Below are 23,242 nucleotides of genomic sequence, written 5' to 3' on the forward strand. Positions count from 1 at the left end.
TAGAACTGGTTCAAGTGGCTTTTAAAATATTGGGGCGCCTCCTCGCGAAATGCCAGTGTGTTTATATGAAAAATTGGTTATCGCTCGGACCGGGCTATTCGCTTCCATCTGCGCCTCACCACTATCGTGTTGCGGCGCAGGATGACGCTACTATCCCTGGCGCGGATCCTTTTACCAGGGGACTTATCCTCACTCGTTTAAGATTTGTATCTTTCCACCCGTCATGTTCTTGCTATAATAAGAATAGGCTTCCGCAGCTTCTTCTAAGCTGAATTGTTTTTGTATCTTGGGCCTAAAAAGTCCGTTCACATTATTGATTACTTCCCTAGATAATCTGAATCTCGAAAGTAAGGAGAGTGAATTTATATAATATTCAGTTTCGAAAAATTGGATCTTCCAGCCATTAAATAGCTTCTGAGGCTGAAATTGGACTGGCCCTGTATTAAAATAACCGTACATACATAGTGTGGATCCTTGTGGCATGGAGCGAATGAGTGTGAGAGGCATATCTCCGCCTATACAATCGAAACCATAAGTACAATTGACTTCTTTGCATAGATCGGTAAGATTTTTTTCAAAATCAGGATCCGATTGGTTCAATACATAAGAAGCTCCTTCCTCTTTGCATATTGCTACCTGTTCTTCTCTACGAACGATCGCGATACTTTTTAGTCCGTAAGTATGAGCGACTCTCATTGTCATTCTTGCGACAGCACCCGCTGCAGCGGTAATAAAGAAATATTTGGAACCGGAGGCTTTGGCCCATCTCGCCATTCCGACTCCAGTGATAGGATTCGCAACAGAGGAAGCTGCTTCTTGGAATTCCAAGTCCTTAGGCAATACGATTAATTTTAATGCGTCTGCCAAAACGTATTCCGCAAACATTCCGAATTTACTATAAAAGGCGACTCTCTTTCCTATCCTTGCCCAGCCGGCAATACCTCCACCGTTTGCAACGACGGTCCCTGCACCTTCGAAACCAACTCCTCTGGGATAAGGATAATCTAAAGTAGAACTATATACTCCTTTGATATGATATAGATCGTTCGGGTTCATAGAACCTCGATTTACTTTTACAAGGACTTGCCCAGGCTTGGGTTTAGGAATATCTACCAACGTAAGTTGTAGATATTTTTTGATCGCATTCGGATCGGAAAGTGCTCCTTCAGGAAGAGGTCCTAATTGTCGTAGAGCTTTCATTTTGGAGGGAAGATTCTTTTTCATGGATTCCTTTTCGATATTCTATTTTTATTGGGCCAATAAGAACAAATTTCCGTCGATGTCTCTTAGGATTGCGGACTCATTTTCCTTCTCACTGATAAGAGTTCCTCCTTCTTGGATCACTTTATTCACGGCGGTTTTAAGACTCAATACACGGAAACCGGTCGCGACTCTTCCTGTATCAGATTTATTTAATGGACTATCGGAGGAGAATTGATTGTAAGTGAAAATTTCGAAGGTAGGACCTCCCGCGCTATATCCTGGAAGTATGATATGTCTGCCTTTTACTTCCGCATTTTGTATACCTGTTAAGTTTTGAATAAATTCTCCCTTATAGTTCCTTTCAAAACCGGTGCTAGTTGTATTCAATACTCTGGTATAAAATGAAAGTGTCCTTTCCCAATCTTTAGAGTTAATATTCACGTGAAGGAATCGAATACTGTCGGTCTTCGGAGGGGATAATTTAAGCTGTATTCTTATTAAAGAATTTAAAGTACGATACAATGTAAGAGGAGTAAAAGGTGTCGGAAAGGGAAGATGGATCTCGAATACAGTCCCGTCCGGATCTGTTCCATAAATTGCAGGAACTTTTTCCAAATCCTCAAAGCTGCTGATAATTTTGCCTCCATTCTTTAGGATTTGTTTTATAAGGCCTGGGATATCGTCTGCCTCAAAACAAATATGTGCATACCCAATATCATTGGCGGAAGGAAGTTTAGAATTTTCTTTCTGCCCTTTAAAGATAGTGAGCAGGGGGCCCTGGTCCTTATAATCCGGAGTCTTAAGAGTGATAGAAGAACGATTTGAATTTTCAAGATCCCATTTCGGATCTGATCCTACTTTTGTTGCCCTAAATACATTCCGGTAAAAGTCTGAAAGTCGTTCAGGATCCGGACTATTTACGATGATTGTTTCAAAAGTAAAATTGGTATTTTTAGTTTTATGATACTCGCTTTGAGAAGCGGTAACCGAATACCAAATGGAAAGAACTAGGGCTAAGATCCCAAGTATAAGTAGTGATTTTTTCTTTCTTGGCCTATTTCTCATCTAAACGAATTCCTTTTAGATGAGAATACACGGATCCATTCTTTAACGCTTGAATGAATCCGGTATATGGATGAAAAATCTAAAAATTAATGAGGTTACTTATTTCAGTCCGCTTCTCACATAATTACGGATATGGGAGCCTACACTTTTCATATGATCCGTAATTGTGGAATCCAGATCTCCTAAAAATTTTCGGTTGATCTCCGGAAGCAGTTTCCCTTCTGAAAAACCGTTTAGCAGATTGGACTCATCTATAAGAGTATCGATCTTATCCGAAAGATCGTAACTTTGTTTGGTTACAGTGTCCACGATATAGGAGTTATCATATTTACCGTAACTATTATCCAGATCGGTTTGTTTTACGCTTACGATAAAAGGATGATTTAGGTTTTTGTTAATATAAGCATTTCTTAATGTGCTGAAATGGTATTTTTCGATAGTGGTATGTCTACTGGAAATCCTTTCGATTGCCTCGTTTTTGGCGGATTCAAATCCTAGGATTGCTTTTATATTGATCCAAAGCATACTGATCGTTCCGAAATTCGGGAGAACTCTGGAATGATACGGTTGTGTTAGATCCACAACATAATGCATTCCCCAGCCTAAAAACCGATATCCCCAATATGGATGACCTGTCTCAAAAGCATAACGAGAGAGTGTCATGAACTGGTACACTCTGTATTTAGGATAGGTGCGGGTCAGAAATTCTGCAGCCGCAAATATGATGGGAGATTCATGGTAGTAACCTATATGAAATGGAACTTGGGTCGCATAATAGATCTTAGGATCCCCGAAAGATTGTATTCCAAAACCGTAATCTTTTCCGAAACTCTCTCCATTGTCTTCGAATAGATTCAGGTCTAGACCGAAATCGGGTTCGTCACCTGCGGTTGCCAGCACTTCGAGCGGGCTTACAAGTTCTCCTATTCGAATATCATAAAATTCGTAATCTTGTTTTAGATCCTTCTCTCCATAGATGCTTACAGTCATCGGATCCGATTTTTTTGCAGGAAGAGCATTCCCTGGAAGATTTTGTAAAAAATAACCTAACGGTGTTCCGGTATTCAGCCTAAGTGCTCTTAAAAAATGATTACGGATCGTTTTTCTATCTCCACCTTTGAAGTAGAGTACTTCCGGAAGAGGTGCAGTTTTATCGTAATTTAGATTTGCTTCCTTCTCCAGATCCCTCATAAGAGGGATAAGTTTGTCTTGTTCTTTAAGTAAAAAATCTTCTAGGGATTCTACCTTTACCTTAGGTGCGGATACTAATTCCGGCATAACTTCGAGTGCAGGTCGGTTAAATAAGAAGTGATTCCACCATGCTTCCGCAGGTGTAGCGAATAAACTAAGAGAGGCAATACAGATTAGACTAGAATAATATTTGAATTTAAGCACACCAAAGTATTTTCGATAAGCAAGAGAAGTCAACACAAACTGTAAAGTTGTTGAGTGGAAGAAAAGGTTTGTGATGATCTGTAAAATCTTCCGCTCGAACAGGAACAGATGGAAAATATCCTAGTTGAATACGTTTATTTGATTTTGATCATTTTGGGATTGGTTGTAATTGCCGATCGACTTGGGCTTGCTTATCCGATCGTTCTTTTGATCGGGGGACTTGTTGTAAGCGCAATTCCATTATTCCAAAATATTACGATCACACCGGAACTTGTTTTTCTAATATTCCTTCCTCCATTATTATATGAAGCAGCTTGGCAAATTTCCTGGAAAGAGTTTTGGAAATGGAGAAGGATCATTGCAGGTTTTGCATTTCCGATAGTTATTATCACTTCTTGCGTAATCGCTTTGATCTCCACTTCTCTTATCCCTGGATTTACACTAGCGATCGGATTTTTATTAGGAGGGATCATATCTCCTCCTGATTCTATTTCTTCCGTTACCATCATGAAACAGACAAAAGCTCCTAAGTCTGTGGTAAGTATCGCAGAAGGAGAAAGTTTATTGAATGATGCTTCCTCTTTGATCGTGTTTAGATTCGCTTTGGCGGCCGTGATTACAGGGCAATTCAATCTTCAAGAGGCTACTTTCAGTTTTGTTTGGGTGGTGATCGCAGGTTCTCTGATCGGTCTGGCGGTAGGCCTTGTATTTTATGGGATCCATCGCTGGCTTCCGCTTACTCCAAGTATTGAGATCGTTTTAACTTTTGTGACTCCTTACTGTATGTATTATCTGGCGGAACATTTTCATGTTTCCGGAGTTCTTGCTGTGGTATGTGGAGGACTTCTTCTTTCCAGTAAACGCCAAGGCCTTTTGAGTTACGCGAGTAGGATCCAAGGTGAGAATGTTTGGAATAGTATCGTGTTCATTCTGAATGGACTTGTATTCCTGCTGATCGGCTTGCAGTTACCTTCTATCGTAAACCAACTGGGAGATATTAGTTTAACAAGCGCAATTGTCTACGGACTTGTGATCTCATTTGCTTTAGTAGTTATTCGGATCGTCATTGCACTATGCACTTCCGGTTTTACCCGCGTCATGAGCAATTTTATAGAAGTTACGGAAGTAAATCCGGGCTGGAAGATTCCGGTCGTTTTAGGATGGGCAGGGATCAGAGGAGTTGTATCTCTTGCCGCAGCACTTTCCATTCCATTATATACGATCGGAGAGACTCCATTTCCGTACCGAAATTTGATCTTGTTTATCACATTCATAGTGATCTTGACCACTATGATCTTTAACGGGCTGACTCTTCCTTGGCTTATCCGAAAATTGAATGTAGAAGATTTTCAAACTCCTGTTCCCGTTCATAGACAAGAGGTGATGATCCAAAAAAAATTGGCAACGGAGTCACTTCATTATTTAGAAGATAAAAATAAAACAGGTCCTCGCAAAAATAAACATCTCAAAAATCTAATCTCTCGTTTGAAAACGGAATTAGGATATTTCGAGGAAGAACTAAAAGGAATGTCCGGAATTCATAGAGGGGAAAGAAAAGAATACGGAGATGTATACTTGGAACTTCTTCAATTCCAAAGAGATGTTCTAAACAGGCTCAATCATGATTCCGGATTCGATGAGGAAGTGATCCGTAAATACCATACACTCATAGATATAGAGGAATTTAAGACCAGAGAAAACGACTGACTTTTTCTTTGGTCTTATTTCGGTCTTTCCGGATCATTTATCCGGAATAGGTGCAGTTAGATCCTTATTCTGAGAGTTATTATCTTCCGCGTTCACATCAATTCCACCCGCGGCATCAGGCTTTTTAGAATTACTAAAATCGAATATATTGAAAGGTTGTATCTCATCGTCTCCAGGCAATTGAGAATTTTTCCAGCCGCCTCCCAATGCTCTTATCAATCGAACGGATGCCCTGTTTAATTCAGTCTTAACTAGGATTGCATCTATTCTGGCATCTAATGTGTTAACCTGTGCATAGATCAATTCCAAACTATTACTTAAACCTCCTTTATACAAGGCCATGGTCATATTCTGCACTTGGGATGCAGCGTCTACTGCCTGGTCTTGTCGTTGGGATTGTTCGGACATGAATGTAGTTTCTGTCAGTCCGTTCTCCACTTCTCTAAAAGCGTTTAATACGGTAGAACGGTAATTATCCTCTGTCTCTCTATAAGCAGACCATGCTTGCTGCAACTGAGCTCTACGATATCCACCTTGGAAAATAGGGAGAGAAACTGTGGAACCGTAAGACCAGAAACTATTTGAAAGTTGAACTAAATTGACTCCTCCTTCAAATCCTCCGCCCCCGCTAAATGAAACATTAGGAAAGAACGCGGCACGAGCTATACCTATATTACGATTTGCAATCGCCATTTTACGTTCCATAGAAGCAATATCAGGTCTACGTTCTAATAGGGTAGAAGGGAGAGTAGCAGGCACCTTAAACGTAACAACTTGGATCTCTTCCACAGGAGGGATCTTAAATCCTGTCGGAGCTCTATTGAGTAAGATCGCGATCGCATTCTCGGTCACTCTCATCTTGGATTGTATATCTAAACGTTTTGCCTGGGTGCTTGATAAAAGATACTGCGCTCTTTGTACATCCAATTCAGGCGCAATGCCTCCTTTATATCTTTCATTCACAAGGTTTAAGGATTGTTCATAAAATTCTATCGATTGGCGATAGGTCGTATCCTGAGCGTTCAAACCTCTGAAAGTAAAATAATCAGCGGCGAGTTCCGCTTGTAGACTTAATCGAGCTAATGCAAAATCGGCAGCTACGGATTGTGCATTATAAATTTGTGCTCTTGTAGAGTTCCTGATAGAAGACCAAAAGTCAGGCTCCCAGGAAGCGATTCCCCCTAAGGATGCTGTTCCTTCTTGGTTCGCTTCTCCAGCTCCTCTAAAGAGTCTATTATCGGATTGTCTATTATTGGATCCGCTTAAACCGACTCCAAGATGAGGGATCAACTGAGAACGCACCTTAAGCATCGCATCTCTTGCTTGCACAAATCTTTCCGCAGCAGCTTGTAGATCAGGATTCGCAGCGATCGCTTGCTCTTCTAATTTGTTCAATACAGGATCATTAAAAAGTTTCCACCAATCCGATTGTATCGCTTCTCCTTCCGAAGGATTTGCTTTTACAAAAGGACCGGACCCGCTCCAAGAATCCGGGACCACATAGTCTGGACTTAAATATTTAGGAGCAAGATCAAATGCAGGACCGTTCAAACAAGAAACCGATAAGACTGCCAATGATAGAAGTAAGATCCATCGTCCTAGGATAATGGATCTATTATTTATTTTTTGAGATCGGTTCATTTGGATGCTACTGGTTCTAATTTTGAACCTTCTTTTTTAGAAGTATTCATATCAGAATATCCGGTTCTTGGCTCTACCACTTTAACCAGATCACCTTCCAATAAAGAAGCGGAAGGGTTATTTACAATTCGATCGTTTGTGCTGACCCCATCTCTTACTTCTATAACGGAGTCTATGATCTTATTCACAGTGATCGGTTTGAAATGGACCTTATTGTCTTGTGTGACAGTCGCAACTTGAGTGCCGTTTTCATCGAAGACTAAGGAGCTGGATGGTATCGTAAGAAGATCTTTCTTAACGGGAGCAGTGAGAGTCACTTGAGCATAAGAACCCGGCCATAAGGATCTGTCCTTATTATCTATAGTGAATTCTGCAATTACGGTTCTCATATTCAGATCGAAACCTTTAGAGATCGTTAGGAAGTTTGCTGTGAATTTTCGATTCGGAAATTGTTGAACGGTGAGTTCCGCCGCCAATCCAGGCTTCAACAAGTAGGCGAAGGTCCCGGGAACTGAAACGAATAGACGCATTTTATGTATATCCGCCACTGTAAATAGGTTGGAAGGAGTTTTACTATCATCGATATTTCCTTCTTGGGTAACATAATCGCCTACGTTAATATTTCTTTGGATCACCACTCCTTTGAAAGGAGCTACTATCGTTTTGAAATTGATCTTGGCCTTATACTTATCCACATTCTTTTCCGCGGATTTCAGTTTTGCTTCTTCGGAATTTTTATCGGCTACTGCTACTGAAATGGACTGTTCCGAAACCGCATGAGAACTTCTTAATGCTAGATATCTGTCCGCGGTAACTGCTGCCAGTTTGTATTTTGCTTTTTGGGAATCTAAGTCAGCCTCCGCTTGTGCGTATTCCGCGTCTAGAGCAGGGACCTTGATACGAGCAAGTACGTCTCCTTCGTTTACTTCCGCTCCATAATCTTTATACCACATCTTAACGTAGCCTGGGACCTGAGCATAGATGACGGCCTCATACCAAGCTCGAACTGTTCCGGGCAGAGTGATCGTTTCCAAAGGGTTGGGAGGTGTAGGACTTACTACGGAAACATTCGGAATGGATGCTTCCAAGGCTTCCTTTCGGAATTCTTCCGCGCTATGTATCTGTTGATAGAATATATAGCACAGGAATATAACTCCGAATGAGATTGTGGATAATGTTAAAAGTTTCTTTTTAGGTACTGTTGGGATCATTTTGAGCTTTCCTTTTGGATTTTTGCACGGTTATTATAGATGATCGCGTAGATACAAGGCACGAAGAAGAGTGTGGCGAATGTAGCAACAGCCAATCCTCCGATCACCGCTCTGCCTAACGGAGCATTTTGAGAGTTACTTATGGACATAGGTACCATTCCAATGATCATCGCGGAAGCGGTCATAAGTACCGGTCTGATCCTGGAATATCCCGCTTCGATTGCGGCCCTTATCGCATCTCCATGGACTTCTAAACGGTCCCTTGCATAAGAAACTACTAATATAGAGTTCGCAGTCGCAGTTCCCATACACATGATCGCTCCCGTTAAAGCAGGTACTGAGATATATGTGCGGGTAAGAAATAGGGACCAAGCAATCCCCGCTAATGCACCAGGCAATGCGGTGATGATGATGAACGGGTCGGTCCAAGACTGGAAGTTCACTACGATCAAAAGATATACCAGAAGAATTGCTACAAAGAGTCCGCCGATCAGTTCTATATATGCGCTTCTCATTGTTTCGGCCTGGCCTAGGATCTCAATTGCTGCACCTCTTGGAAGTTCGCTCTTCATAGAGTCCATGATCTTTTGAGCATCACTTAAAACTCCTCCTAGGTCTCTTCCTTCCGCGGAAACATATACGTCTATCAGAGGCAAAAGGTTTTGGTGAGTCACTAAACCGGGAGTTCCTGTCGGAGTGATATTCGCTACGTTCCCTAAGAGTTGGATCCCATTCTCCGTATTATCTTGTAAGTCTCCTCGATTGACTGGAACAGTGAGCAGATCTTCCGTTCTTCTCATCTGAGGTTGAGGCACATAGATATTGATCTGGTAAGAAAGACCAGTTTTACGATCCATCCAATACTCTTGGTCTATCTGCTGGCTTCCCGAAGTTGCGAGTAACATATTTTCTGCAACTGATTTCATCGGAAGATCAACGTTGATCCCTAAACTTCTATTTCCATCCACAAGAAGAGTAGGTGTGCTCATTGTTTGTTGGATCACAACATCCGCCGCGCCCGGGATCGTTTTCAGTTTACCCTGTAGTTTTTGAGCAAATTCAAAATTCTTTTCCAGATCCATACCGTTGATCTGAATATCGATCGGAGAAGGTGAGCCGAAGTTCAGGATCTTTGCGGTCAAGTCAGCAGGTTGGAATGTGAATACTGTTCCCGGATAAAGTTCGTTTAATCCTTTTCTAAGAGTTTGTCTATAATCCCAAACAGGAGATTCTTCATCCTTTAATGAGATCGTTAAGTCGCAGTCTTGAGAACCGATTGTAGGAGTAGGAATGAATGCGAGGTTATGGGGTCCTACCGGAAGACCGCAGTTACTCAGAACACTCTCCACCTTACCGGGAAGTAATTTTTTAATATCTTCCGAAACCAGAGTGGCAATCCTTCCGGAAACTTCTATCCTTGTCCCCAAAGGTGCACGCATATGCATCTGTAAAGTTCCCGCTTTGATCTCTGGAAAGAAGTCTCTACCATTCAGATAGAATAGAAGAAGGGACCCGGTTGCTATTCCTAAGAATACCTGCACAAATTTTTTGCGATTCGCTATTACTCTTTGTAGAAGAATATAATAACGTTCCCTGAATTCAGTGAAGTTACGTTCGAATCCTTTTTGAAAACGAATTAAGAAATCGATCCATTCCGCAATGAAAGCGAAACGAGAGTTCGTTTTTTTAGCAGGAGTATGGGTTATATTATGTTTTGAAGCTGCCTTGGAGTGAGATCCATGACCATGAGCTTCCGGAGAATGATGAGCAGTCAGCAGATATTTAGCCATGGTAGGCACAAGAGTTCTTGAAAGAATGAAGGAAGCGATCATCGCTAATGCAACCGCTTCCGCCATCGGTTTGAATAACCAACCGGATACTCCGCTCAATTGAAATAGAGGGAACCAAACGATCACGATCGCAAGAGTTGCTACGAAAGTAGGAATTACTATCTCGTTAGCGGCATCAATGATCGCCTTCTCCAACGGTTTACCCATTTCGATATGAGTATCTATATTCTCTATCATCACAGTGGCATCATCCACAAGGATCCCCACTGCTAGTGCAAGACCTCCTAGGGTCATCACGTTGATGGATTCTCCGATTAAATGAAGACCTATGATGGAACTTAAAAGAGAAAGAGGAATGGAAGTAGCGATGATCGTAGTCGCTCTCCAGGAACCTAAAAAGAGCAATACCACTAAGCCGGTTAGAGCCGCGGCCAATACCATTTCATGGACAACGTTCTCTATAGAATCTTTAACGAAGATGGAAGCGTCGTTTAATAATTTGATCTCCACATCGTCCGGAGAGATCTCTCTGATCCTCGGCATGGTTTTACGGATCCCGTCCACCACATCCAGGGTGGACGCATCACCACTTTTCATAACGACGATCAATACGGATTGTTTTCCATCTACAAGCACGGAGTTTAATTGGGGAGGGCCGCCTAATGCGACACTCGCAACATCCCTCATGAAAAATGTGCTGTTACCGACTCTCTTGATCGGAATATTATTAAAATCTTCTACTTGGATCGGGATTGCATTCGTCATTACCATCCAATCCGTTTTACCGATCTTCTGGTCTCCCGCAGGCAACACCGCGCTTTGTTCATTGAACGCCTTGAATACATCCATAGGCGAAAGGTTTCTGGACAAAAGTTTTTGCTTATCGAGTGATACCAATAATTGCATCGGAGTTCCACCGTAAGGCTGAGGGATGATCGCACCTGGGATGGTAACTAGTAAGGATCGTATCCTCATGAATGCGAGGTTATAAAGTTCTGCCGGAGTCATCTTCTCCGATGTGACTTGAAGCATCGCAACCGGAACGGAAGATGCTTCCAAACGCATGATCATAGGCGGAGAAATATCCGGAGGCAGGGATGTGACTACTGTCTGCGAAATCGCAGCCACCTCCGCTTCTGCACCTGCAAGATCGGTATGAGGCTGTAATTCTATATTGATAATGCTGCTTCCGTAATAGGATCTGCTATTGATACTTTTGATCCCTTCAACAGTGCTGGTTAATGCTCTTTCAAAAAAGTAAGTGATCCTTCCCGCAACATCTTCAGGAAGCATACCTTGGTAACCCCATACTACCGAAATAACCGGTATCTTGATGTTTGGAAAAACATCCGTAGGGGCTTTGAAAATGGATTGTATCCCGAAGAACAGGATTAGAATAGCGAGGACCACGAAGGTGTAAGGTCTTTTTAGAGCAATGAGAACGATTTCATTCATTTTGTTTCCTCATATATTAGTAGCATTTAAAATGGAGAAAATCGTCCCGGTTTATAAGTTTGGACAGGATTCTTGAATGATCAATATGTCTAGAATAAAAGTATTTCTGATTTGGATCCTGGTTTTAGGGATCTCTACTCAAATCCATTCCCAAGGGGATGAGAAGAAGAATGTGGGGCATCTTCGTATCCAAGGCTCCGACCAAACTCACTGGAAGCAGATAGACGATTTTTCGGTATTACTCGACTGGGGATTTTATCCGGAGCCGATCGATCTGCGTTTTCGGATCGGTAATTTACCTGAGGAATCTAAGACTGAATTTTTGATCTTTCCTTGGAGCCTTTTGGATTCAGTTCAGGTATGCGATCTTAATGGGGATTGTTTACGGGCAGGATTCATTCATCCGGTCAATGAATGGCTGATCCCTGGGATATTTCCGGTTTTTCCCCTCAGAAAGTTTCTGGAGAATAGCCAAGAGATCAATATTAGGATCCAGTCTAGGAATTATATACTTTCGGAAGTTCGGTTAGTAAGCGCGGAAGAGTTATATTCCATTTCCACAGTTTATTCTGGGATCGTATTTTCGCTTCTCGCGCTTGTGATCGTTCAGGTTGCCTATCTGATCAATTCCTATATTCGCCTTCGTTCTAAGTGGATCCTGTATCAGATCCTATTCTCATTCGGTATCGGGCTTACTTTCTTATTCGTGTCCGGGATAGCCTCCAGATATCTTTTTCCAGGATTCGGTTTCCCTCTTTCTTTAGGGAAGAAGATCATGATAGGTTATCTGATCATTTCCGGCACTCTCTGGGTTTCTCATTTTTTAAAGATCAGGCAGAATTTCAAACCGGTTTGGTATTTTTATATCGTAGTGAATATACTGACTGCGGTCATGATCGTTTTAAGTTTTACTCAATTTCCAAGGCAATTCGTATCTCGCTCGTTTACTATTTTTTATTTGGCAGTGACCGGCACTGCAATCGTTCTTAGTTTGGTCGCTACAAAACGAAAAACGATCCAAACTCGCTGGTTTGTGCTCGGAATGTTCTCTCTACTCGCGATAGAGATCTTAAATATCATTTCGTATAAGGCATTCTTTTCTTTCGATGGGAAAAGTTTCTTATTTTTTATAGCCTTCTTCGTTCCGGTAAATATATTCCTGACCAGCCGCTCCGTTAGGACCCGGATCAGAGAATTGGAACATGAAATTATATTGAGAAGAGAAGAACTCAAAAACTTCCAGATAGATAGGACATCTTCGGACATATCCGGAAAGAAAAAATCCACCATAGTAGGTATCAATGTAGAAGATACCCTCGCTCGATTGAATAAACTTTTGGATGAAGACAAGATCTATTTAGAAGAAGAATTAAGGATCAGCGATCTTGCTGCTGTGTTAGGTTTATCCGTGCATCAGGTTTCAGAACTTCTAAACCAAGTATTGAATATTTCTTTTCCTGACCTTCTTAAAAAATATAGGATAGAAGAGGCTAAACGTATTATTTTAAATGATCCTTCTGCAAATATACTGGATCTTGCGTTTTCAGTGGGTTTCCAGTCTAAGTCTTCTTTTTATGATTCTTTTAAGAAGTATACGGGACTGACCCCTCAGGAATTCAAAAAATCGGCTTCACTTGAGGAATGATCCGATTTAAATTTTCAATATACTTAATAAGTTTAAAGGAAGAAGTTCCGAAAAAGAAAATATTTTCTTTTTCGGAACTATCGATTACTAGATCAATACCAGTTGATCAATTCGACTTGAGTAGAAGGGCTGGACTCTTTTACAAGCGCCTTAAACTTTTCAGTATCACTTAATCCGTCTTTTCCACGGTAATGATATGGATACACAACTTTCGGCTTAAAGTCTTTCACTGCATCCGCCGCTTTTTCTACAGACATAGTATAAGGTTGGTTCATACAAAGAAACGCGATGTCGATATTTTTCAAAGATCTCATTTCTTTAATATCTTCGGTGTCTCCGGAAATATAGATGGTCTTACCTCCGAACTTGATCAAATAACCGTTTCCTCTTCCTTTAGTATGTTTATCCAAATGTTCTTTGGTAATATTATACATAGGAATAGCGGAGAAGTTGATATCACCTACGGAAGCGGATTGTCCGTTCTTCAAACGAGTGATATTGGTATATTCTTTTGCTTCTTTCGCGACTGCTTCCGGAGCTATGATCTGGGTTTCTTTAGTCGCGATCTCTCCCAAAGTTTTAAGATCCATATGATCGGGATGAATATCCGTAATTAGGATCAGATCCGGTTTTTTCAGGTCCTTATACTTTTCTCCTCCCCAAGAAGGATCCACATAGATTGTTTTCTCACCAATGGTTAGGACCAAACTTCCATGAAAGATCGGTTGGATTTGGATAGAAGTTTTAGAACTTGGGATCTCTATTTTAGGTTTCGGCTCTGCCGTAGCACATCCTAAAAATCCTTGTACAAGACCCGCAGCTAATAGCGCGGCTAAAAAGATTGGTATGTTTCGAAAAAGATTACTTATTGATCTCATGAGATCTCCTTGTCTTTGATCTAGAAGTTTCCGTATTCACGGGAACTAGACCGATTGAAAATCCAGAATATTTTCCTTTTTGGACCTTGTAAAGATAAGTGTCGTTATCGACCGAAGGTCAATCGGTAGTTTATACTTCTCTAAAATTATTAGAATGATCCGCCGAAACCTGCATTCCCGGTAATCGTAGAGCTTGCAGCGCTTACATCTATCGCAGAAATTTGAGATGAAGATCCATTGAAGATATAAACTTTTCCTCCGCCTGAATAATTAGGGGCGCTTATGATCAGCTCCGATTTTCCATCTAAATTTAGATCGATTGTTTGGGCTCCGGTTCCGAATTGGCTGGTCTGCCCTGGATCTCCTGCGATATTAGGAATAACAGCTGTTCCAGTAATTAGAAAACCGGTAACGCCGCTTGCCGGACCATAAATTATGAAAGCTTGTCCGATATTCGAATTGAATCCTTTTGCACCAAAAATAAGATCCGGAAAAGCATCCCCATTAATATTTCCAAAAGTTATAGAAGAGCTTACATACTCAGCTGCAGGTAGATTGCTATATACGTGAAATGCTCCGTTACTAATATCAGTTGCCGTAATTGCGGAAATAGATCCATAGAAAAATGAAAGTTTACCCGCATAGGTAGGACCGGAACCGTTAGAAGGAAATCCAGTCCCTCCTACTGCCAGATCTTCAAACCCGTCTGAATTTAGATCATCTGATGCTAATGATTCTCCGAAACGGCTGAAATAATAACCGCCTGCTATAGTGGTATATGCGTCACTATATAAAGAATTCGGAACATTGATACCGGATGCTCCGGCGCTTAAGAAAATCCAAACAGTCCCTCTTTGGCCGTCGCAAAGAGATCCCCCTACCGCCAAATCAGAAGATCCATTCCCATTAAAATCTCCGAATACTACACCGGAGCCGAAATTATTATTCGAAGAAGATAGCCCGGTAATAGTGGAAAAGGCATTAGAAATACCTAAACTAGTTCCTCCTGCGCCGTCCGTGATCCCGTCTACAGTACTTTTGTAAATATATACAGTCCCTGTATTGGAAGGATAACCTGGAGAACCGACCGCCAGATCTAAAAATCCGTTTTGGTCCGGATCTCCAAGTGCCACAACATGTCCGAATTGGGAAGAAACCGAAGGTCCTGTGATAGTCGTATTAGCGGAACTTGTGCTTCCTGTAATTCCGGTTGTGCCTGCACTATGGAATACATAAACTCTTCCGGCAGAAGTGGAATAACCTTCCGAGCCCACTACTAGATCAGCGTAACCGTCCGCATTTATATCTCCTACTTGAAAAGAACCCCCGAAATAATCGGAAGCGGAGGTGCCGGATATCGTAGTGTTTGCTTCTCCGGAAGATACCGCCTCAATTCCTATCTTTGGAGTATTATGAAAAATAGATATTTCCCCGGTATTTGAATTCGCACTAGGACTTCCAACGACCAGATCCGGATAACCGTCTCCGTTAATATCTCTGTTAAATCCTTTCCTTACACTTAGTACAACTCCGAAAACAGAACCTACATTTCGAGCATGGATGCTATGAATACTTTTATGTTTCCAAACCGAGCTTCCGGTAGGAAGAGGAAAACTCCAGGTTGCTACTCCGGTCGCGGGCAGGAAAGCTCCTCCATCTATACTGACTTCCACTTCAGATTCGGAAGTGCCTACTAAAAACCCGGTCTCTAAAAGCCCTCCACTCGGAATATTAGAAACTACAACGGAAGATTGATTACATTCTCCTGTGGCAAAACAAAGAAATGTAGTTTCCCACCACGCTCTAGAATAAGGGATCGCAGGATTATAAGTTTCTACCTTGCAGAAAGAAAATAAAATTAAGAAACAAAGTAAGAAGGATCTGGATAAAAACACTAATTTGAAAAAATGTAAGTAAAACTTTCCAAGCAACACATTTTCAAATTTCGTAAATTAATTTCCTAAATTCGATTTGTAATGCTATAAATGCCTCCCTCGTTCGAGGGAGGACATCGAAGATAATTTTAGTAACAGGAAGAAGCTTGAGGAGTACTTGTTACTACAGTGTTGTAATGAAGAGAATAGTTCCCGGTGATCGACTGGGTCCCTTCTTTGCCTGCATTTGTTCCAATAATCCAAGTATCCGATTTTGGAATACCGCCTGCCGCATACGCTGCAATATCAGTAGTTGCATTTCCATAAGCGCGTATAATATTCAGGCCGACAATATTACGCAAATAATTAATATAGTCTGTCTTGTAAGCCTGAACATTCGCACCTAAATAATCCGAACTAGGATGGTAATGCCAGGACTTCATACCTTTAGAAGGGAACCAATCGCGAGTATCCTTTGTATTCCAATAAGGACGGCCGGTCAGATAAACGATCTGATAACCTTTATTACGATATGCGTTCACAGTTTCCGGAGCGTAATAATAAGCATCGGCAATTTTAATACCCGCATAATCCGCAAGAGCTTCGAAATCATTCGTGGTCAAGGTACCATCCACATCGAATAGAACGGTTTGGCGGCCGGGATCGGCAACAGTCAGATAACCGTCCGCGCTGGAAAGATCACCTTCTACCACCATACGAACAATATAGTCACCTGTAGCACGAACACCTAAGTTTGCAGTGATCTTACCGTCACCATTCGTAGTATAACGACCCACATAGGTCCAACCGCTCATCGCAGTTCCATAGATATAAACGTGAATGTATTCACCTTCCAGATCTTTATGAAATACGGCATCGTAATCGAATTTGCCGACCATAGTTGCGTTCGATCCTGATTTTACGATAGTATCATAAACCATATGATAAGGTACATATAGGCCCGCCAAGATCGTATTTCCGAAATTGCGGAAACTTCTTTTGGTAGGTTTTGAAAAGGAAGGTGGGTTAGAAGGAGTGGTGTAGTCCGGACAATCTGCCCAAACTCCCATCGAGAACACACTTAAGCACAGGGCTAACACAAAGGATCGCATAGGGATCTCCAAATATTTTTTTCATCTGAAAGTTCTTTTGGAAAATTTTTGTAAACGGATTACAAAAATAATCCAAACAGCGGCGAATATATTGGAGCTGCATATGCAGAGCAAGAAGAAACTAAATATGAGTGTGACAATATGCGAAAATACAAAATACAAATAGAAGATCGAATGAGATAAGAATGTTATAAATAACTTATATGTAATTTATATATAAGAAATATATAAAGAATAAAGGATCGCTCTGCGATTTTAGTTCGAAGTCAAACGATTGATCTTTTTTATTTGAATTCGTATCTATAACTTCCGCCGAAGTAAGCTCTTGCCCCGTGATACGCAGAGCAGGAAACTTCCTCTACTTCTATCCTATTTTGAAAGTACTCGAATTCCAATAAGCAGCAATCCGGATCATCCGACTTACAGTCTTTAGTGGAAGCCCAGGTCCATTTACCTTCTTTATTTGGGATCCAATTCCCGCTCACTTCTCCCAAATGGGCCGTAGGACCTCTAACAACTTCAAAAGAAAATTGGATATCCTTATTCGATCTATCTCTGAAAAGTTTTAAATTGCCGCCGAAACCATCCGTATAAGAACCTAATCCTTCTTTAGAAGCCGCACCGAATTTCCAAACATGATTTAAATATTTAGTTCTTTCTGTAGTTGTTCCGGTTTTACAGACGATTGTTTCCACACCGGATCCGTCCGAAGAATACATAGGTCCTTCGCATACTCCATCTCTGTATCCGATCCAAAGGATCTGTAATTTTTTCAGATCTTCCTTTTGGGATTCGGATAAACCTTCCCTTATCTTTTTATAAGTCAGATTCAATTCTTTGTCCGCAGCTTGGTATTCCTTAGAATAACATTTTTTTCGATCATTTTTATTTTTGATCTTGGTGCATACATCCGAGGGTTCGGACGACTTGGAAAAAGCGGAAAAAGTTATTAAGAGTAATAAAGCAGTGAGGCAGAAACGCATAAAGGAATTTTATTATCTAAGGGTAGAAGGCAATAATTTTTTAATAAAATTGGGCGACTCCGCTTCGCGGACCGGGCTATCCGCTCCAATCTGCGAGGCACCATAAACGGTGCATCGCAGTATTTCCGCTGCTATCCCTGTCGCAAACCCATCCTCCGGGAAGAAATGCTTCTTGCAAATTCGCTTATCATTTTCTGAAATAAGAAATTAGATGCCTAAAACGAATTTCGATATTCTATGGATCATTCTTTCTTCCGGCTTGGTGTTTTTTATGCAGGCCGGATTTTTATGTTTAGAATCCGGCCTAACTAGGACCAAGAATTCGATTAACGTAGCAATTAAGAATATTACCGACTTCGGGATCGCTACTCTTGTTTTTTATTCAATAGGATTCGGGTTCATGTTCGGCTCAACCTATTATGGTTGGATCGGAAAGGATATGTTCTTTCCTGATTTTTCAAAAACAAGTCCTGAAACTTCCGTTTTCTTTTTATTCCAGCTCATGTTCTGCGGAACCGCAGCGACTATCGTCTCCGGTGCAGTCGCAGAAAGAATGAAGTTCGGCGCCTATATCATCGTTACTACGATCATTTCTTCTTTGATCTATCCGATTTTCGGCCATTGGGTATGGGGAAGGGATCTGCAAAATTGGGATCAATTTACAGGTTGGCTTGCTCATCTAGGCTTTATGGATTTTGCGGGCTCCACTGTAGTACATAGCGTAGGAGGATGGGTAGGTCTTTCTGCGATGATACTCATCGGGAATCGAACCGGAAAATACGGAAAAGACGGGGCAGTTCGAAAGATCACCGGGCATAATCTGCCACTTGCGATGCTCGGAACATTGATCCTTTGGTTCGGTTGGATAGGATTTAATGGGGGAAGCACTCTTGCATTCACTTCCGAAGTTCCGAAAATCATAACAAATACTATGTTTGCCGCTTCAGGCGGAATGGCTTCCAGTCTGATCTACGGCTGGATCCGTTTAAAATATGCGGAAGCTACTCTACCTTTAAACGGCACCTTGGCCGGACTCGTCGCGATCACCGCTCCTTGTAATGCGGTTAATTCTATAGAATCAATTTTGATCGGATTAGTTGCAGGAATTCTAATGTTCGAGGCTGGAGTCCTTTTGGATAAGCTGAAGTTAGACGATGCAGTAGGAGCCGTTCCTGTACATCTTGTTTCCGGGATCTGGGGAACCCTGGCTGTAGGATTTTTCGGGGATCTTTCTATTTTAGGTACAGGATTGGACAGAGTGACTCAAATACTTGTGCAGTTATTAGGAGTCGTTTCCTGTGCGGCCCTTTCTTTCGGTGTAAGTTATCCTCTTCTTTTTATCATACATCGTTTTTATAGCCTGAGGGTTTCTCCTCAAAATGAATTCCAAGGACTCAATTATACGGAACATAGAGCCACTACGGAGCTGATAGATCTGTTTATGGAAATGGAATACCAAAAACAGACCGGGGATCTAAGCCAAGATCTTTCCATAGAACCGTTTACGGAGGTAGGGCAGATCGCAGAAAGATATAATTTGGTCTTAGATAAGATCAGGACCAATATTAAAGAAAAGGAAACTTTGGCAATAGAGCTGGAGCATAATTTAAGTCTGCTCCAAAGTGATCTGTCCACCGCCAGAAAGATCCAATCCGGGATCATTTCCCAGGAAGATAAGCTCACCGGGGATTTGGAAATTACCATAAGGTATCTTCCTCTTACGGAAGTTGGAGGGGATTTTTTTGATATTATGGAACTTCGTCCGGGACTAACTAGGGTATTCCTTGCGGATGCAACTGGACATGGAGTGCAGGCAGCACTTTTGACGATGGCGATCAAAGCAATTTATGAATCCTTAAAGCGAGGGATTTATAGCGTTACCGAAATTTTATATCACTTAAACAATGAATTCTTACATACATTCAAAAATTTGAATCAATTTTTTACCTGTATCGTGGTCGACATAGACACGAACTTGAATTTGATCCGATATTCTTCCGCGGGTCATGTTCCTCAATATTTGATCCAAGGAAGAGAGATCCACTCTTTGGAAAAAACCGGAAGGATCATGGGGGTGATCCCGAATACGAAATATACTTCCAATGAGATGGAATTCACTCAAGATTCTAAACTAATCCTTTTTACGGATGGACTTTTCGAACAATGGAACTCTCAAAAAGAGGAGTTTGGAGAAGAAAGAGTGGAGGCGATCGTAGGAAATCTAAAAGGAATTCCTATTGGAGAAGGTATCGACCAAATATTAAAAAAATTGGATGAATTCCTGGCAGGAGCTCCTAAACAGGATGATATTTCCGTTTTAGGGATCAGCAGAAAGATCAAAAAATAGAAATCCATTTTTGCGTTGTAAACTTTTACCGAATCCTTAAATTTCAATTTTGATAATCCTAAAATTCCATGTTATATCTTATACTTAAATACGCAGTGACTTCTGCACTGGTGGTTTTAATTTCCGAAATTGCTCGCCGAAATGATCGGATCGGAGCATTGATCGCTTCTCTGCCTTTGGTTACGATTCTAACATTACTCTGGCTTCAGTTTGAAAAAACAGATCCGGAAAAGATTTCCAATCATGCTTATTATACTTTTTGGTTTGTGATCCCCACCTTACCTACGTTTTTGGTATTTCCTAAACTGTATTCTGCATTTGGCTTTTGGTTTGCACTTGGATCTTGTATTTTCTTAACTATTTTACTTTTCATTTCTTTTAATTACGTTCTTGAAAAATTTGGCATCAAACTTATATAAGTGCAGAATCAGTTTTGCTTCGGTAAATAGAGAATAGAATCATGCCCGCCAAAAAAACAAACAGACCAAGTCCCGGAAATACGCTTGCAATCGGCAGGTCCGCCGAAATTTCGGAATATGGACCGAACAAGATCCTAAAATTATTTTTTAAAGAATTCCCTGCTTCCGAGGTGAATACCGAATATTCTAATTCCGTAATTGCCTTTTCTGCGGGTGCCAGCTCCATGAAATGTTATGAAAAGGTTAAGCTAGGGGACAGACATGGATTAGTCTTCGATAGATTGGATGGGATTTCGCTCACCAAACTTCCGGACAAAAATCCTCTGGCTCTTTTTAGCATTTCTCAAATACTAGCGGACCTTCATCTGGACTTACATAATAAACATACTAAAAAGATGAATGATATTAGATCGGAAGCTGTGAAAGTCCTTTCTAAAGAACCGCTTTCTTTCTTAAGTAAGGAAGAGAAGAAGATCGCAAAACAATTTATAGAAAATTTACCCGATGGTTCTTCCGTTTTACATCTGGATTTTCATCCTGAAAATGTGATCGTTACAAAGGACTCGTTCGTGATCATAGATTGGATGACTGCATTAAAAGGAGATCCTGCTGCGGATGTGGCTTCTACAGTTTTTTTATTCCAAGACGCGGAACTTTGGCCAGGAACTCCTTTCCTAAAGGTGATATTTTATAATATAGTTCGAAAGTTCATCTTAAAGGGTTATTTAAAAAGATATCTTTCCGTTTCCGGAATGGATCGGAAGGATATAGAAAAATGGAGGCTTCCTATATTAATTTTTCGTTTAGGACTTTGGAATATAGAAAGTGAAAGGCCTGCTCTACAAAAAGAAATTAGAGAGATTATATCATCTTCTAAGGCAGGTAAATGAGTCCTCAAAAATTGGAACGATTTATCGAAAAAGCAGGGGATGGAGCCTTCTTCGATGTATTGATCATTGGCGGCGGGATCACCGGTTCTGCCTTGGCATATGAGGCGGCGAGTAGAGGACTTTCCGTTGCCTTGGTCGAAAAAGAGGATTTCGGCGGAGCAACATCATCCGCCACAGGCAAACTGATCCACGGCGGACTCAGATATTTAAAACGTTTCGATCTATCTTTAGTCAGAGAAGCACTCAAAGAAAGAAGGATCTTATCCAATATAGCCCCGAATTTAGTTTATCCTTACCCGATGATACTTCCGGATCCTGGTCTTTTGGAGAAGATCGGTCTATTCGTATACGATCTACTTTCTTTCGATAGGAACCGGACTTGGGACAAATCCAAAAAGATACCTGCGCATAAAAATCTTTCTAAAAAGGAGATCCAAAGTCTGGGTTTGGATATGGATTCAGCGATCTATTTTTATGATTGTATCATGCCTAGTCCGGAAAGATTAACTCTAACATTTTTAAAATCCGCAGTCCAGGAAGGTGCATCCATTTCCAATTATACAAAGGCGGAACAGTTGATCTTTGATGGAAACAGAGTAATAGGAGCACTTGTCAAAGATACGATCCATAATAAAAACGTAAAATTGAATGCATCCGTGACCGTGAATGCCTCCGGGCCTTGGAGCCAGGATTTTCTGAACGGGACCAAAAAGATCAAGGTCCCGGTCCCTAAAACAAGATCGGAAGGGATCTACTTAATCACTAAAAAATACTTCGATACAATGGTGCTCCACGTGGGTAAAAAAGGCCATTTCAGTTTCGCTCCTTGGAGAGGAAAAAATATGATCGGGCCAACCGAAAGATCATATTATGGATCTGTGGAAGATTGGAAACTTTCTCAGGAGAGTATTTTAGAATTTTTGGAATATATCAATTCTTCCGGTTTGCTTTCCGAAAAATTAGAATTAAAAGATATTGAATTTGCTTACGGTGGACTTAGGCCTCTTGCGGAAACCGGAGTAGAAGATAAGGAAACTTACTCTGCCTCTAGGAAATCCGAATTACAGGATCATTCTAAAGATCGGATAGAGGGGTTGATCAGCGCGGGTGGAGGGAAATATACCACTAGTCGTCACTTTGCGGAAAAAATATTCAAACTCATTCAAAAGAAACTTTCTAAAAAAACGGGACCGAATATTTCGAAGAAAAAATTCCTTAAAGGATGTGAGATCAGCGACCTAGGATCTTATTTAGAAAATGCTAAATCTTCTCATCCTAATTTTCCCGAAAATACGATAGAGTATCTGGTCCTTCATTACGGAACCGAATACGGATCAGTTCTGGAATTAGCAAATTTTTCTAAACAACTATCCGAAGTGCTGGATGAAGATGGGGAATTGGCAGCTCAGGTTTTATATTCAATTCGTTTCGAAATGGCAATGAATTTGAATGATATATTCTTAAGACGGACAGGTCTTGGAACTATAGGACTTCCTAATGATGAGATACTCTCTAAGGTGGCAGAGATTGCAGGTAAAGAATGGAATTGGTCTTCTGAAAAAAAATCGGAAGAGATCCAAAAACTAAAAAGAAGGCTTAAACTTCCTGTTTCTTTTTAATTTAGATC

At 41.0% G+C, this 23,242-nt stretch carries 16 protein-coding genes; 6 read left to right on the top strand and 10 right to left on the bottom strand.

Going from position 1 to position 23,242, the window contains the following annotated elements; genetic code table 11:
* Nucleotides 1-189: 189 nt before the first annotated feature.
* From EHR06_RS11070 to EHR06_RS11080, 3 genes are all read right to left on the bottom strand, one after another.
* On the bottom strand, nt 190-1,200 hold the full coding sequence (locus tag EHR06_RS11070; RefSeq protein ID WP_244288580.1) for an alcohol dehydrogenase catalytic domain-containing protein: 1,011 nt from the start codon (nt 1,198-1,200) through the stop codon (nt 190-192).
* Between the two features lie 48 nt (nt 1,201-1,248).
* Nucleotides 1,249-2,268, bottom strand: coding sequence for a VOC family protein (locus tag EHR06_RS11075; protein WP_135757055.1), 1,020 nt, complete (start codon nt 2,266-2,268; stop codon nt 1,249-1,251).
* A gap of 99 nt (nt 2,269-2,367) precedes the next feature.
* Nucleotides 2,368-3,663, bottom strand: coding sequence for a phospholipase C/P1 nuclease family protein (locus EHR06_RS11080; RefSeq protein ID WP_244288581.1), 1,296 nt, complete (start codon nt 3,661-3,663; stop codon nt 2,368-2,370).
* 108 nt (nt 3,664-3,771) lie between these two features.
* Here EHR06_RS11080 and EHR06_RS11085 point away from each other — a divergent pair, with 108 nt between their 5' ends.
* On the top strand, nt 3,772-5,370 hold the full coding sequence (locus EHR06_RS11085) for a Na+/H+ antiporter (protein WP_135757056.1): 1,599 nt from the start codon (nt 3,772-3,774) through the stop codon (nt 5,368-5,370).
* A gap of 33 nt (nt 5,371-5,403) precedes the next feature.
* Here the strand turns inward: EHR06_RS11085 and EHR06_RS11090 are convergent, their stop codons facing one another.
* Genes EHR06_RS11090 through EHR06_RS11100 form a run of 3 tightly spaced genes read right to left on the bottom strand, consistent with a single transcriptional unit; the run spans nt 5,404 to nt 11,467 of the window.
* A complete protein-coding gene (locus EHR06_RS11090) occupies nt 5,404-7,011 on the bottom strand; it encodes an efflux transporter outer membrane subunit (RefSeq protein WP_135757057.1) in 1,608 nt (535 codons plus the stop codon).
* Nucleotides 7,008-8,222, bottom strand: a complete 1,215-nt coding sequence (locus EHR06_RS11095; RefSeq protein ID WP_135757058.1) for an efflux RND transporter periplasmic adaptor subunit — start codon at nt 8,220-8,222, stop codon at nt 7,008-7,010. The genes EHR06_RS11090 and EHR06_RS11095 overlap by 4 nt, the downstream gene beginning before the upstream one ends.
* The gene (locus tag EHR06_RS11100; protein WP_135757059.1) at nt 8,219-11,467 is read right to left on the bottom strand and encodes an efflux RND transporter permease subunit; all 3,249 of its coding nucleotides are present in this window, start codon (nt 11,465-11,467) and stop codon (nt 8,219-8,221) included. The genes EHR06_RS11095 and EHR06_RS11100 overlap by 4 nt, the downstream gene beginning before the upstream one ends.
* Nucleotides 11,468-11,552: 85 nt before the next feature.
* On the opposite strand from EHR06_RS11100, the gene EHR06_RS11105 reads away from it, so the two are divergent.
* On the top strand, nt 11,553-13,112 hold the full coding sequence (locus EHR06_RS11105; protein WP_135757060.1) for a helix-turn-helix domain-containing protein: 1,560 nt from the start codon (nt 11,553-11,555) through the stop codon (nt 13,110-13,112).
* A 92-nt stretch (nt 13,113-13,204) separates the two neighbouring features.
* Here the strand turns inward: EHR06_RS11105 and EHR06_RS11110 are convergent, their stop codons facing one another.
* The 4 genes from EHR06_RS11110 to EHR06_RS11125 form a co-directional block, all read right to left on the bottom strand.
* Nucleotides 13,205-13,990 (bottom strand): MBL fold metallo-hydrolase, encoded by a 786-nt coding sequence (locus EHR06_RS11110; protein ID WP_135757061.1) that lies wholly within the window; start codon nt 13,988-13,990, stop codon nt 13,205-13,207.
* A gap of 149 nt (nt 13,991-14,139) precedes the next feature.
* Nucleotides 14,140-15,924, bottom strand: coding sequence for an FG-GAP-like repeat-containing protein (locus EHR06_RS11115; RefSeq protein WP_135757062.1), 1,785 nt, complete (start codon nt 15,922-15,924; stop codon nt 14,140-14,142).
* Between the two features lie 89 nt (nt 15,925-16,013).
* Nucleotides 16,014-16,976 carry a lipin/Ned1/Smp2 family protein gene (locus tag EHR06_RS11120; RefSeq protein ID WP_135757063.1) on the bottom strand — a complete coding sequence of 321 codons (963 nt, stop codon included), beginning with the start codon at nt 16,974-16,976 and terminating at the stop codon, nt 16,014-16,016.
* Between the two features lie 284 nt (nt 16,977-17,260).
* Nucleotides 17,261-17,959 carry a lysozyme inhibitor LprI family protein gene (locus EHR06_RS11125; protein ID WP_135757064.1) on the bottom strand — a complete coding sequence of 233 codons (699 nt, stop codon included), beginning with the start codon at nt 17,957-17,959 and terminating at the stop codon, nt 17,261-17,263.
* Nucleotides 17,960-18,170: 211 nt separating this feature from the next.
* On the opposite strand from EHR06_RS11125, the gene amt reads away from it, so the two are divergent.
* The 4 genes from amt to EHR06_RS11145 all read left to right on the top strand — a co-directional run bounded on the left by amt (nt 18,171) and on the right by EHR06_RS11145 (nt 23,234).
* Nucleotides 18,171-20,306, top strand: coding sequence for an ammonium transporter (gene amt / locus EHR06_RS11130; protein ID WP_135757065.1), 2,136 nt, complete (start codon nt 18,171-18,173; stop codon nt 20,304-20,306).
* A 68-nt stretch (nt 20,307-20,374) separates the two neighbouring features.
* The gene (locus EHR06_RS11135) at nt 20,375-20,725 is read left to right on the top strand and encodes a DUF3147 family protein (RefSeq protein ID WP_135757066.1); all 351 of its coding nucleotides are present in this window, start codon (nt 20,375-20,377) and stop codon (nt 20,723-20,725) included.
* Between the two features lie 41 nt (nt 20,726-20,766).
* Nucleotides 20,767-21,615, top strand: coding sequence for a phosphotransferase family protein (locus EHR06_RS11140; protein WP_135757067.1), 849 nt, complete (start codon nt 20,767-20,769; stop codon nt 21,613-21,615).
* A complete protein-coding gene (locus tag EHR06_RS11145) occupies nt 21,612-23,234 on the top strand; it encodes a glycerol-3-phosphate dehydrogenase/oxidase (RefSeq protein ID WP_135757068.1) in 1,623 nt (540 codons plus the stop codon). The genes EHR06_RS11140 and EHR06_RS11145 overlap by 4 nt, the downstream gene beginning before the upstream one ends.
* Nucleotides 23,235-23,242 lie beyond the last annotated feature (8 nt).

Origin of the sequence: Leptospira dzoumogneensis (assembly GCF_004770895.1) — a bacterium.
GTDB lineage: Bacteria > Spirochaetota > Leptospiria > Leptospirales > Leptospiraceae > Leptospira_B > Leptospira_B dzoumogneensis.